The 13,820-nt window shown below is 43.0% G+C and carries 13 protein-coding genes; 10 read left to right on the top strand and 3 right to left on the bottom strand.

Annotation, left to right across the window (positions count from 1 at the left end; translation table 11 throughout):
* Positions 1-6: 6 nt before the first annotated feature.
* The 3 genes from SM121_RS04115 to SM121_RS04125 all read right to left on the bottom strand — a co-directional run bounded on the left by SM121_RS04115 (position 7) and on the right by SM121_RS04125 (position 2,368).
* Positions 7-1,224 carry an MFS transporter gene (locus SM121_RS04115; protein ID WP_049483334.1) on the bottom strand — a complete coding sequence of 406 codons (1,218 nt, stop codon included), beginning with the start codon at positions 1,222-1,224 and terminating at the stop codon, positions 7-9.
* Entirely contained in the window at positions 1,221-1,397 is a 177-nt protein-coding gene (locus SM121_RS04120; RefSeq protein WP_162837396.1) for a hypothetical protein, read from the bottom strand. The genes SM121_RS04115 and SM121_RS04120 overlap by 4 nt, the downstream gene beginning before the upstream one ends.
* A 110-nt stretch (positions 1,398-1,507) precedes the next feature.
* Entirely contained in the window at positions 1,508-2,368 is an 861-nt protein-coding gene (locus SM121_RS04125) for a helix-turn-helix domain-containing protein (RefSeq protein WP_123159490.1), read from the bottom strand.
* 197 nt (positions 2,369-2,565) lie between these two features.
* Here SM121_RS04125 and SM121_RS04130 point away from each other — a divergent pair, with 197 nt between their 5' ends.
* The 10 genes from SM121_RS04130 to SM121_RS04175 all read left to right on the top strand — a co-directional run bounded on the left by SM121_RS04130 (position 2,566) and on the right by SM121_RS04175 (position 13,772).
* Complete coding sequence (locus tag SM121_RS04130) at positions 2,566-3,105, top strand: YceD family protein (protein ID WP_003005275.1); 540 nt, start codon at positions 2,566-2,568, stop codon at positions 3,103-3,105.
* A 123-nt stretch (positions 3,106-3,228) separates the two neighbouring features.
* Positions 3,229-4,707, top strand: a complete 1,479-nt coding sequence (locus tag SM121_RS04135; protein WP_003005145.1) for a flotillin family protein — start codon at positions 3,229-3,231, stop codon at positions 4,705-4,707.
* A 169-nt stretch (positions 4,708-4,876) separates the two neighbouring features.
* Complete coding sequence (gndA, locus tag SM121_RS04140) at positions 4,877-6,301, top strand: NADP-dependent phosphogluconate dehydrogenase (RefSeq protein WP_320909795.1); 1,425 nt, start codon at positions 4,877-4,879, stop codon at positions 6,299-6,301.
* Between the two features lie 9 nt (positions 6,302-6,310).
* Positions 6,311-7,009, top strand: a complete 699-nt coding sequence (locus tag SM121_RS04145) for a response regulator transcription factor (RefSeq protein WP_003005592.1) — start codon at positions 6,311-6,313, stop codon at positions 7,007-7,009.
* 244 nt (positions 7,010-7,253) lie between these two features.
* Positions 7,254-9,446: a PTS transporter subunit IIBC gene (locus tag SM121_RS04150; protein ID WP_320911316.1), complete on the top strand. Its 2,193-nt coding sequence runs from the start codon at positions 7,254-7,256 to the stop codon at positions 9,444-9,446.
* An 85-nt stretch (positions 9,447-9,531) separates the two neighbouring features.
* A complete protein-coding gene (locus tag SM121_RS04155; protein ID WP_320911230.1) occupies positions 9,532-10,344 on the top strand; it encodes an endonuclease/exonuclease/phosphatase family protein in 813 nt (270 codons plus the stop codon).
* 165 nt (positions 10,345-10,509) lie between these two features.
* Positions 10,510-10,983: a transcriptional regulator NrdR gene (gene nrdR / locus SM121_RS04160; protein WP_151378694.1), complete on the top strand. Its 474-nt coding sequence runs from the start codon at positions 10,510-10,512 to the stop codon at positions 10,981-10,983.
* Positions 10,984-12,162 carry a replication initiation and membrane attachment family protein gene (locus tag SM121_RS04165; RefSeq protein ID WP_320911231.1) on the top strand — a complete coding sequence of 393 codons (1,179 nt, stop codon included), beginning with the start codon at positions 10,984-10,986 and terminating at the stop codon, positions 12,160-12,162. It abuts the gene before it with no gap.
* Positions 12,163-13,062, top strand: coding sequence for a primosomal protein DnaI (gene dnaI, locus SM121_RS04170; protein ID WP_320911232.1), 900 nt, complete (start codon positions 12,163-12,165; stop codon positions 13,060-13,062).
* Positions 13,059-13,772: a nitroreductase family protein gene (locus SM121_RS04175; protein WP_320911233.1), complete on the top strand. Its 714-nt coding sequence runs from the start codon at positions 13,059-13,061 to the stop codon at positions 13,770-13,772. The genes dnaI and SM121_RS04175 overlap by 4 nt, the downstream gene beginning before the upstream one ends.
* Positions 13,773-13,820 lie beyond the last annotated feature (48 nt).

Genomic DNA, 13,820 nt, shown 5'->3' on the forward strand with positions numbered 1-13,820 from the left:
GACTTTTTATTTGGTTGTTAAGAGGAGGGTAGTGAAACCAAGCATGGCAAAGGTCCCCCAAGCTAGGGGAAGGCTCCAGATAGCTAGACTAGAAAAGAGAGCTGTCCCAAGTGGCATGGCAAAGCTGACCATCAGTCCTAAAAAGCTAGAGGTAGAAGCTAATTTTTCAGCAGGTAATTTGCTCATTAAAAGACTGGAAACTTTTGGGTTGATTTTTGCTACAAGATAACCAAGGAAAGTGATGAGTAGAAGAGAAAGAATGTCCCAGTGTACCAGGATATTTGTGAGCCCAAGCATGGTCAGCCCACCTGCGATCCACAGGAGGATATGATGGAGCGATTGTTTGGAAAAATAGTCATGGGGTGTCAAGCTAGCCCAGACCATGCTTAAAATAGTCACAGCCTCTAAGATCAAGAGGGATTGGCTAAAACTCAACTGAAAGAAGGGGGAGTGAAGCAGTTGCAAATTGTAGATACCAGAGATGGATCCCCCTAGGGCATTGATGAGAACCAATGAGAAGAGCAACTTGCCAAAGTGGTGAACCTCCTCATCTGCAAAAATACTTTTTGCGTTCTGGTACATCTCTTGGCAATCGTGTACCAAAGATTTCTTACTTTTGGGCTCAATGACGGGAGCATGTGTCAGCTGCTTTTTTCTCATCAGGAGACAAGTGGAAGACAGGAGAAAAGTCACGGCATTGATCGAAGCGACCAGGGCAAAATTTTGATGGCTGATAGCTAACAGCCAAACTCCTAGAGCTTGTCCAGAAATCGAACAGACCATGCTAAGCAGTTGGTTGAAGGAATAGGCCTCCATCAAATCCTCGTCGAGGATGTTCTTTTTCATGATGGGGAGTTGCAAGCCTCCGCGATAATCACTCAAACAATCTGAAACAATGTTTAAAAAGCAAACAATCGAAAAGGCTAGGTAACCCGGAATCTTGGTCATGAGAGCAATAAGGATGAAGAGGATGGCTTGAAGATAGCCAATGCGGATCAACCAGTTAGCTTTTTTCTTCGTGCGGTCAGCCTTCATACCAACAAAAATGGTAAAGAGGCTAGGAATAAATACAATTAGATTGGCAATGCCAACTGCCAGGCTCGGTTGCGGCATACTGGCAGCAAAGACCACAAAGACCAGATTGTAGATGGCAGCACCAAGGGTATTCAAAAAGCGAGAAAGGCTGAGTAAGGCAAAAATTTTATTACGAGCTAAGAGTTTCATAAGCCTTCCTCCTTCACGTGATCAGTTGCTAGGACTTGTTTGATAGATCGAACGATCTGTTTGAAGAGATCTAGTTTCTCATCATCAGAGAGAAGAAGTTCCTGATCCTTCAGATAAACGCTGGTATGTGAGAGAAGAAAGCGGAGGAAGTGGTTTTTTAGTTTGGTCATCATGGGAAAAACCTTCTTTCTTTACTTGATAGTCCTATTGTAAACCTAAAAAGCAAGAAAAAATTAATGTTGCATATTTTCAACAAAAACTCACAGAGTAGATCTGTGAGTTTTTAGGATTTATTGATCAGTTCTCGCAGGCCCTGTTTGTAGTAGTTGGCACTGTCCTTACAATCCAGAATAGAGAGAACCTGGATGGCCTGTTCCATCTTTTCAAGACCGATTTCTTTTTCTCCCTTTCGATAGAGAAATTCTCCTTTGGCGTAGAGATAAACCGTCCGAAGGTAGGCTTCGTTCTCAGAGTAAAAGTGGTCGTTAATTAGGTGGTCAAAAAAAGATGCATCTTCAAATTCATTTGAACTAATGGCGAGAAAGAAGCCATTAAGGAAAATAGAATTGATGGCAGGACGAGAGGAATCTAGGAGAAGCTTGAAATCCTCCCGTTGGACCAACTCCTCTGTGTATTGTCGATAGAGCTGACTAGAGAAAAGAGGAGAGGTCAGTGAAAATAGGCTTAACTCAAAATTTCCCCAGACCATGACAGAGAAGAGGTAGTCATAGAGGAAATCTAGTTCCTCTTGGCTAGCAGCCAACTCTACCTCAGGATATAAGCCAAGTATTTTGGCCTTGAGAATAATGCTGGCTAAGAAGTCTTCTTTTTTCTGATATTTCTGATAGGCTTGCTGGTAGCTTTGGTACAAGGCTTGATCGTGTTCCAAGCTCATGTTTTCATAGTGCTCTTTCAACAATTTGGGGATAAAGGAGTGCTGATCGATTCCTGCTAGATGAGAAAACTCACTGAGGCTGGTTTTGATCTGTTGCAAAGCCTGAAAAAACCGTTGCGTCGTCAGGTCATTTTCTCCTCTTTCAAATCGAGATAGCATGGAGCGCGAAAATTCGCCACCCGTAGCCTCCTCTAGAGAGATGTGGCGACTTTCACGTATTTGCCGAAAAACAGCTCCGATTTCTTTCATGAATTCTCCTCTATCTAACAATGCCCTAGCCAGTGACCCTCTTTTGTCCAAGAGATGGTGGGACCTTGTGTACAACACCAATTGGCCTAGTTACTGTATCTTTTTTCATGATTATAACAAATTTTTGAGGAGACTTCTTGGTTGAGGGGCAGCTTCATGATATACTAGTAGTATCTAGAAGATTTGAGGACAAAAGAATGAACCTATTTACACAAGAAATCCGTAAAAATCCTGAAGGACTAGCCTTTGATCAAGAGTTGGATTTGCTCAAAGAATTGCAAAAGCGTAATCCAGAAATTCTTGATTTAAAGAATGTGACTGCGACAGGACGAGTAGCCTATGATACAGGCCTCTATGTCTTGGATTACCAGTTGAGCTATACCATCGTTTTGGCATCTAGCCGAAGCATGGAGCCTGTTGAGCTTCAAGAGAGCTATCCTGTAACAGAGGTGTTTGCGGAGGATGTACAGTCTGACGCAGATATCGAGGCCCTAGAGGAAGACTTGATCCTTCCAATCGAAGGTGGGAAGATTGACCTGAGTGAGAGTGTAGCGGATAATATTCTGCTCAATATTCCTCTCAAGGTTCTCACTCCAGAAGAAGAGGCTGGACAAGGTTTTATCGAAGGCAATGATTGGAAAATCCTATCCGAAGAAGAATACCAAGCCGCTCAAGCGATTAAGAAAGAAGAAAACAGTCCTTTCGCCGGTCTAAATGGCTTGTTTGACGAAGAATAAGCTAGAGATTGCATTTGATAAATTTAGACATAAATACAGGTCTTTTCTTTGAGGAAAGGCCTTCTTTTGATATACTAGGATTAATAAACAACAGAGGGGAGACCCCTAAAAAGGAGAAAAAGTATGGATACTTTATTTATTCCAGGTTGGTTGATTACCGGCCTAATAGTCGCAGTTATTATTTTGATTTTGCTTGTTAAAGGTTATGTGAACGCTAAACCCAACGAAGTCGTGGTCATTACCGGTCTTCGGAAGCAACGTCACTTGCGTGGGAAAGCTGGCTTTATGATTCCCTTTGTCGAACAACGCTCTTATCTTGATATTGAGCAATTCTCGACAGATGTTCGGACGTCAGAAGCAGTCCCAACATTGGACTTCATTAACGTCCGTGCCGATGCGGCTGTTAAATTAAAAATTGGTACAACCGATGAAATGATTGCCCGGGCTGCAGAAAACTTCTTGAACTGGAATACGACAGATATTTCCAACTCTGTTCAAGATGTCTTGGAAGGAAACCTGCGGGAAGTGATCGGTCAGATGGAACTACGTAAGATGGTCAATGACCGTCAAGAGTTTGCCTCAAAAGTGCAAGACAACGTAGCGCCAGACTTGGCTAAAATGGGTCTAGAAGTCATCGCCTTTACGGTTCAATCCTTCTCTGATGAAGGGGGAGTCATCGATAACCTCGGGATTGAAAATGTTGAAACCATTAAGAAAGATGCCTTGATTGCCAAAGCCAAAGCAGAACGCGAACGCAAGGAAGTCGAAGCAGAACAAGATAAATTGGCCAACGACAAACGCGTCGCTGCCGATCTTGAAATCGCGCAAAAACAAAACGAATTAAAACTCAAACAAGCAGCCCTCAAGCAAGAAGCAGATATTGCCCAAGCAAAAGCAGATGCCGCTAAAGGGATTGAGGCAGAAGTGCAACGTCGTGAACAAGAGCGCGTGGCAGCCGAAGCCAATATCATGAAACAGGAAAAAGAAGCGGAAGTCAAAGAGCGCGAAGTTAAGGTTCGTGAGCAAGAATTGGATGCCAACATCCGCAAACAAGCTGAAGCTGAAAAATATGCGCGTCAACAAGCTGCAGAAGCAGAATTGATCGAACGTCAACGCAAGGCGGAAGCAGAACTCTTCGAAACACAAAAAGAAGCCGAAGCTCGAAAAGCTCAAGCCGAAGCTGAGAAATTTGCCCAATTGCAAGAGGCCGAAGCTATTGAAGCCAAAGGTCGTGCCGAGGCTGAAGCCATTCGCTTGAAACTGGAAGCTGAAGCCAAAGGTTTGGACCAAAAGGCCGAAGCGATGAAGAAAATGCAAGAAGCAGCCATTACTGAAATGGTCGTTGACAAGTTGCCTGAAATTGCGCGTGCTGTCGCTGAACCATTAACCAAGGTAGATAAGATTACCATGTACGGGGAAGGCAATGCTTCTAAGATGGTGGGTGATATTATGCAAAGTATCGACCAAGTCTCTCAAGGAGCTGGATTTGATATTCGTCAATTGCTAGCAGGAGCTCTTGGGGTCAATATGACGGTCAATAAACTCAAAGAAGGAGAACAACCGGTCATTGAAGCAGAGGAGTTGGCTTCTAAAGAAGATTAATACCATTCTTAAGAAAGTGTCTGAGAACTGTTTCTCGGGCACTTTTGTTTTTAAGATCAAATGACTTGCATGATCTTCTCCCTCTTGGAGAAGGCGGGAAGCTATTTTCTGCTTTCTTTTGAGGAGGAAAAATGGTAGAATAAAGGCAAACTATAAAGAGGAGTGTCACATGACTAAAGCAAACTTTGGTGTTGTTGGTATGGCCGTAATGGGTCGTAACCTTGCCCTTAATATCGAATCTCGTGGCTACACAGTTGCCATTTTTAACCGTAGTAAAGAAAAAACAGAAGATGTGATTGCTTGCCATCCTGATAAAAACTTTGTGCCAAGCTATGATATCGAAAGCTTCGTAAACTCTATCGAAAAACCACGTCGTATCATGCTCATGGTTCAAGCAGGACCTGGTACAGACGCAACTATCCAAGCCCTTCTTCCACACTTGGACAAAGGTGACATCTTGATCGACGGAGGAAACACTTTCTATAAAGATACTATCCGTCGTAACGAAGAGTTGGCGAATTCAGGGATCAACTTTATTGGTACTGGTGTATCTGGTGGGGAAAAAGGCGCCCTTGAAGGTCCTTCAATCATGCCTGGTGGACAAAAAGAAGCGTATGACTTGGTAGCTGACGTTCTTGAAGAAATCTCTGCAAAAGCGCCTGAAGATGGAAAACCATGTGTGACTTACATCGGTCCTGATGGAGCTGGTCACTACGTGAAAATGGTCCACAACGGTATCGAGTACGGGGATATGCAATTGATCGCAGAAAGCTATGACCTCATGCAACACTTGCTTGGTCTTTCTGCAGAAGACATGGCTGAAATCTTCACTGAATGGAACAAGGGTGAATTGGACAGCTACTTGATCGAAATCACTGCTGATATCTTGAAACGCAAAGACGACGAAGGTCAAGATGGACCAATCGTAGACTACATCTTGGACGCTGCAGGAAACAAAGGAACTGGTAAATGGACTAGCCAATCAGCGCTTGACCTTGGTGTGCCATTGTCACTCATCACTGAGTCAGTATTTGCCCGTTACATCTCTGCCTACAAAGAAGAACGTGTACACGCTAGCAAGGTTCTTCCAAAACCAGCTGCATTCAAATTTGAAGGAGACAAGGCTGAGTTGATCGAAAAAATTCGTCAAGCCCTTTACTTCTCAAAAATCATCTCTTACGCACAAGGTTTTGCGCAATTGCGTGTTGCTTCTAAAGAAAACAACTGGAACTTGCCATTTGCGGACATCGCATCTATCTGGCGCGATGGATGTATCATCCGTTCTCGTTTCTTGCAAAAGATCACAGATGCTTACAACCGCGATGCAGATCTTGCTAACCTTCTATTGGATGAGTACTTCTTAGATGTTACTGCTAAGTACCAACAATCAGTTCGGGATATCGTAGCTCTTGCTGTTCAAGCTGGTGTACCCGTACCAACCTTCTCAGCAGCCATCACTTACTTTGATAGCTACCGTTCAGAGGATCTTCCAGCAAACTTGATCCAAGCACAACGTGACTACTTTGGTGCTCACACTTACCAACGTAAAGACAAAGAAGGTACCTTCCACTATTCTTGGTACGACGAAAAATAATCTTGCTCTATGGTCAAACGAGTTCTACTAGTAGAAAATGAGAAGCAAATCGCTCGCTTCATTGATTTGGAACTTCAAAAAGAAGGGTACCAAGTTGATGTGGTCGAGGATGGAAAAGCGGGTCTGGCTTTGATTGCTGCGACCAAATATGATCTGATCTTGTTTAATTACGATTTGTCAGATATGTCTGGTGAAACATTCGCAGAGGAAATCAGTCGGATTCGCCCAGCTTCTGTTTTGATTGTTTTGGATAGCCGCGAAAAAATTGCTGAGCACAAAGAGAGTATTCAGCGCTTTGCCGTTTCCTATATGGTTAAACCCTTTATTATCAGCGATTTGGTAGATAAGATCACAGCAATTTTTAGAGGACGTGATTATATTGACCAACATTGTAGCCAGATGAAAATCCCAACATCATACCGCAATTTGCGCATTGATGTGGAACACCATACCGTCTATCGTGGGAAAGACATGATTAGTTTAACCCGCAGAGAGTATGATCTCTTAGCGACTCTGATGGGAAGCAAAGGGGTGGTGACACGAGATCAGTTGTTGGAAAGTGTCTGGAAGTATGAGAGTACAGGTGAGACTAATATCGTTGACGTTTATATCCGTTATCTCCGTGGGAAAATTGATCTACCCGGTCAAAAAAGCTATATTAAGACAGTTCGTGGGATTGGCTATGCCATGCAAGACGAGTTAGAATGAAACATTTGAATCCTTAAAGGATTCAAATGTTTTTTAGTTTTAAAGAAATCGTTTGCGTTGGGAATATGAGGATTTTTAAAAAACTAGAACGGAATATCGAGGAAAAGTTCAAAAAAAAGAAATTTTTTTAGAAAAATTCGATGAAAGGCTTTACATTTTTTAAAAATGTGGTATACTAGAAATAAATTAAGCGCAAACGTTTTCTTAAAAACAAAAGCCTTAAACAATATAAGGAGGTTGAATGATGAATAAAGGATCATTCAAAAGTTTATTTAGCTTTGAATTCTGGCAAAAGTTCGGTAAGGCCTTGATGGTCGTTATCGCTGTAATGCCAGCTGCTGGGTTGATGATTTCAATCGGGAAATCAATCCCTATGATCAACCCGAATTTATCTCCACTTGTTATTACAGGTGGGGTTCTCGAACAAATCGGTTGGGCGGTTATCGGTAACCTTCACATCCTGTTTGCACTCGCTATCGGTGGTAGCTGGGCCAAAGAGCGTGCTGGGGGTGCCTTTGCGGCTGGTCTCTCTTTCATCTTGATTAACCGTATTACAGGTGCAGTGTTTGGAGTGACATCTGCAATGTTGGCTGATAAGGATGCTACCGTTCACACGATCTTAGGTGGATCGATTAAAGTTGCGGACTACTTTATCAGTGTTCTTGAAGCACCAGCTCTGAATATGGGGGTATTTGTAGGGATTATCTCAGGTTTTGTTGGAGCAACAGCCTTCAATAAATACTACAACTACCGTAAACTCCCAGAAGCCCTTTCTTTCTTCAATGGGAAACGCTTTGTACCATTCGTTGTTATCGTCCGTTCAGCTCTTGCAGCCTTGGTTTTGGCAGCCTTGTGGCCAGTAGTTCAATCAGGAATTAATGGATTTGGTGTTTGGATCGCCAACTCACAATCCACTGCCCCAGTATTGGCACCATTCTTGTACGGTACCTTGGAACGTCTTCTCTTGCCGTTTGGTCTTCACCACATGTTGACCATTCCAATCAACTATACTCAATTGGGTGGTAGCTACCAAGTTCTTACAGGTGCTGCCAAAGGAACAACTGTATTTGGACAAGATCCACTTTGGTTGGCTTGGGTAACAGACCTTGTCAACTTGAAGAAAGCTGATCCTAGCCAATACCAACACTTGCTTCATGCCTACACACCAGCTCGTTTCAAAGTTGGTCAAATGATCGGATCATTTGGTATTTTGATGGGTATTGTGGTTGCCATCTACCGCAATGTGGATCCAGATAAAAAAGAAAAATACAAAGGGATGCTTTTTGCAACTGCCCTTGCAACATTCTTGACAGGTGTAACAGAACCAATTAAATACATGTTCATGTTCATTGCAACACCATTGTACTTGATCTACGCCTTTGTTCAAGGTGCTGCCTTTGCAATGGCTGACGTGGTTCACCTTCGTGTTCACTCATTCGGTTCGATCGAATTCTTGACCCGTACCCCACTGGCCATCAACGCTGGTTTGGCACTAGATGTCTTTAACTTTGTATGGGTAACAGTCCTCTTTGCCTTAATCATGTACTTCATTGCCAACTTCATGATTAAGAAATTCAATTATGCGACTCCAGGACGTAATGGAAACTACGAACAAAATGATGATGCCTCTTCAGGAGATGGTGCAACAGCTGGAGCTGCTACAAGCTCAGCAAGCTCACAAGTCATTAACATTATCAACCTTCTTGGTGGACGTGCCAATATCGTAGACGTTGACGCATGTATGACTCGTCTTCGTGTAACTGTTAAGGACGCTGAAAAAGTCGGAACAGAAGAACAATGGAAAGCTGAAGGCGCTATGGGTCTTGTCATGAAAGGACAAGGTGTCCAAGCGATCTACGGACCTAAAGCTGACGTATTGAAATCTGATATCCAAGACGTACTTGATTCAGGTGAAGTTATTCCTGAAACACTTCCTAGCCAAATGACAGCAGTTCAAAAGGCTGAAGCAACCTTTAAAGGGGTAACAGATGAAGTTCACTCCGTTGCAGATGGTGAAGTTATCAATATTGAAGATGTGAAAGATCCTGTATTCTCACAAAAAATGATGGGAGACGGATTTGCAGTTGAGCCTGAAAATGGCCATATCGTTTCACCAGTTGCTGGTAAAGTTACCAGCGTCTTCCCAACCAAACATGCCCTTGGTTTGGTAACAGATAATGGTTTGGAAGTCTTAGTTCACATCGGTCTAGATACAGTTAGTCTTGAAGGAAAACCATTTGAGGTTAAAGTTACTGAAGGTCAAACAGTGGCTACTGGAGACCTCTTGGTAGAAGCAAACCTTGATGCGATCCGTGAAGCAGGTCGTGAAACTTCAACAATTGTTGTCTTCACAAATGCAGATGCGATTAAATCTGTTAAGGTCGAACATACTGGTAAATTGGCAGCAAATGCTCCAGTTGCAACAGTAGAATTATAAGAAATGACGGCAAAGAGAATGAGGTTGGGGCAGTGCACCCGGCCTCTTGCCGTTTCTTGATTTGGAAAGAAGGAGAAATCAGGGGATGAAATTTTTAACATTAAATTCCCATAGTTGGATGGAAGAGAATGCCCAGCAAAAATTTGAAACCCTCAAGGAACAAATTTTCGAAGCGCAATATGATGTGATCTGTTTCCAAGAGGTCAATCAAGAGATGGCCTCAGAAGCAGTCGAAACAGATGAGTTTTATCAAGCCTTGCCTTCTGCTGTAGTGATTCATAAGGATCATTTTGTTCGCGTATTGGTAGAAGAGTTGGCTGCTCAAGGACTTCACTATTATTGGACTTGGGCCTACAACCATATCGGCTATGATCACCTTAATGAGGGGGTGGCCGTTCTTTCGCGTCAACCATTGAAGGCGGATGAGATTTTGGTATCCAATATGGATGATCCAACGGACTACCATACTCGTCGGGTGGCCGTTGCCCATACGAGTGTCGATGGAAAAGAGATTGCTGTTGCTAGTGTCCATCTTTCTTGGTGGGACAAAGGTTTCCAATTTGAGTGGCCACGCATTGAGAAGTACTTCAGTCAAGTAGGTAAACCCTTTATTCTGGCGGGTGATTTCAACAATCCTGCTGGTCAAGAAGGGTATGAAACGATTCTATCCAGTCCACTAGAACTTCAAGATAGCTTTATTGAAGCCAAAGAAACAAAGGGGACTTATACAGTAGGTCCTGGAATCGATGGCTGGACGGAAAATCAAGTTCCATTGCGGATCGATTACGTCTTTGCAAGTCCAGAATGGGACATCCAGCGTCTACATGTCATTTTTGATGGTCAAAACAAATCCCATGTCAGTGACCACTATGGCTTAGAAGCTGAATTATCACTCTAACATAAACAGAGAGTCGAAAGGAAAACGATTTTATTCACATCGTCCTTCGACTCTCTTTTATGTATCAAAGAGAAGCAGGTATAGGGGATTCTCCTGTTCTTCTGCTTTCTTTACAGTTCAATTTATGGTAAAATGAAGTGTTAAAACAGATAAAGGAGGTAGCAAATGCGTTGTCCAAAATGTGGTGGAAGTAAGTCTAGTGTGGTGGATAGTCGACAAGCTGAAGATGGGAATACCATCCGTCGTCGCAGGGAATGCGAAGAATGCCATTATCGCTTTACTACCTACGAACGTGTAGAAGAACGGACTCTAGTGGTTGTCAAAAAGGATGGAACACGTGAGCAATTTTCTCGTGATAAAATCTTTAATGGTATTATCCGCTCGGCTCAAAAACGGCCGGTTTCTAGTGATGAAATCGAAGAAATTGTAAACCGAATTGAACAAAAGGTCCGCAGCCAAAGTGACAATGAAATCTACAGTGAGTATATTGGTTCGTTGGTTATGGATGAGTTAGCAGATCTGGATGAGATCACCTATGTTCGTTTTGCTAGTGTTTACCGGAGTTTCAAGGATGTCGGTGAATTAGAGACCCTCTTGAAGCAAATCACGAAGGGAACCAAGAAGAAAAAGGAAAAATAGATGAAGCCCAATACGCCTTTCGCATTTTTAAAAAATAATCTTCTTCCACCGGCAGGGGCTGCATTGGAGCAGTATTACCTGCCTATTTTGGAGACGGAAACAGTAACAGTTTATCGTTATCTGCTAGCCTCTTATGATCAAGGTGAAAAACAATATTTGCTTGCTCAAATCCTCAATCACTTGAATATAGGATTTCCACAGCTGCTTCTCGCTTTTGATCGTTTAATTGCTATGGGGTTGATGGATCTCTATGAGGAAGAAGTTGGGATCACGATCCAGTTACATGCTCCTCTTGCCTCAGAACAATTTTTTTCGAATGCTGTTTTTAAACGCTTACTTGAAAAGAAAATCGGGGAAAAGGCCGTGGAGGATCTGCTCCCAGCACGCTCTTTAGGGACTAGACGGCAAGTTTCCTTCTCGCAAGTCTTTGGACTAGATGCTGGGGAGGCGACCGTTCTTCCAAGTAAGAAACAGCAGTTTGATATGGAGATGTTTAAGCGAATGATGGGGCGTGATGGATTTCGTTTTGCGGATGAAGGAGAAGCGACTCTATCCCTCTTTGCCATCGCGGAAGAGCAACAATGGACCTGGTATGAAACCTATCTTTTAGCCAAAGAAACAGCTGTAGACCGGATTGTCTCTCCAAAGAGAATGAAGCAAAAGTTGGCTCAGGCGAGCCAGGAGCAACCCCGCATGTCCTATAGCCGTCAGGAAGAAACCATTCTGAGAGAAGCTAAGGCAAAATCCAGCCTACAATTTCTAGCGGAGATTAAGAAGGCGCGCAATGCGACCATTACGCAGAGCGAACGCAAGACTTTATCTAAGTTAGCTGATCTAGGCTTACTAGATGAGGTGATCAATATCATCTTATTGTTGACCTTTAATAAGACCCAGTCTGCTAATCTCAATGAAAAGTATGCTTTGAAGGTAGGAAATGATTTTTCTTATCAAGGGGTCAACAGTGCAGAACTAGCGATTTTAAAAGTTCGAGAACGCCAGGAACAAGCTAAGGCTCAAGGAAACAAAGGGACGAGTCCTGCATCAGCCAAGGGCAAGCATAGCAATGTTCCCAAGTGGAGTCAACCAAACTATCAAAATCAAACCAGTCAAGCAGAAAAGGTGGATCTTGCTAAAGAGAAACAACGCCTATTAGAAAAACTGAATCAAGGAGGTGAGTAGATGGAAAGTGTAGGTCAAACCATGTCTCACATGAACCGTGCGCGTCAATTTAACTATGAGGATTTGGTCGCACAGATCTTGGCAGACCAAGAAGTTGCAGCCTTTATCAAGGACCAATCTTTGTCTGAACAAGAAATTCGACGTAGTATTTCAAAATTTAATCAATACATTAGTGAACGCAACCGTTTCTTATTGGGAGATCCGGATTATATTGCCAAAGGTTATAAGCCCATCCTCACCATGAATGAAGGCTATGCGGATGTCGCTTATGAGGAAACGCCAGAGTTAGTCGAAGCCCAAAAACGAGCTGCGATCAACCAACGTCTCAACTTGATCAATCTCCCTTCAACCTTGAAAGAAGCGAGTCTAGCTAAGGTAGAGCTCGATGATAAGGGACGATTTGTGGCCTTTGAGGAATTAGCTAATTTTGTGGCCAACTATCCTGAATATCAAAAGGGGATCTACCTCTATGGTGATTTTGGAGTAGGAAAGAGCTACATGATGGCAGCTTTGGCTCATGATCTATCAGAAAAACGCCAGGCCTCTACCACCTTACTACATTTCCCAAGTTTTGCTATCGATGTCAAAAATGCCATCAGTTCAGGCTTGGTCAAAGAAACCGTCGATCAGGTGAAAAAAGCCGAAATTTTAATTCTCGATGATATCGGTGCGGAACAGATGTCAGCCTGGGTACGAGATGAAATCTTACAGGTGATTTTGCAGCACCGGATGCAGGAAAATCTCTCAACCTTCTTTACTTCTAACTTTAATTTTGAAGAATTGGAACGTCATTTTGCGGCTTCGCGCAATGGAGATGAAACCTGGCAGGCCAAACGTGTCATGGAGCGCGTGAAATTTTTAGCCAAGGAAATCCATTTGGAAGGAGTCAATCGCCGATGAATGAAACCATCCGTTTAATGAAATCTCATTTTTCTGTTCGCCGTTTTAAGGAAGAAACCATCAAAGAAGCTGACCTCAAGGAAATTTTATCAGCTGGGCAGATGGCATCAAGTTGGAAAAACTTTCAGTCTTATTCTGTGATTGTGGTCAAAAGCAAAGAAAAGAAAGAAGCTCTCTACGATTTGCTTCCTCAAGAAGCGATTCGCCAATCAGATGTCTTTCTCCTCTTTGTTGGAGATTTAAACCGCGCTGAAAAAGCTGTCAAACTTCATGAGCAGGATTTCCATCCTGAAGGGGTGGACAACTTACTGATCACCTCAGTGGATGCGGCTCTAGCGGCTCAAAATACGCTATTGGCAGCTGAAAGTCTCGGCTATGGTGGAGTGATTATCGGCATGTTGCGCTACTGTTCAGAGGAAGTCGCAGAACTCTTCCGTCTGCCAGATTATACCTACCCTGTTTTTGGGATTGCTCTTGGAGTACCCAACCAGCAACATGCAGTGAAACCACGTTTGCTATTGGAGCAGGTTGCTTTTGAAGAAGAATACCAAGAACAAGACCTATCAGTTGTGACTGCCTATGACAAGGTTCAGGCAGATTATGCTGGAGCGCGTGCAACAGATAGCTGGAGCGAGCGCCTTGCAGCTCAATTTGGTCAACCTGAACAAGAAGAGACCAAAAAACTACTAGAAAAACACAAACTATTATGAAATGAAGAGAGGCGTTCTTGAACCGAAGTCATGCCTTTCATTAGAAAA

It is taken from the genome of Streptococcus sp. S1, assembly GCF_034137685.1.
GTDB lineage: Bacteria > Bacillota > Bacilli > Lactobacillales > Streptococcaceae > Streptococcus > Streptococcus dentalis.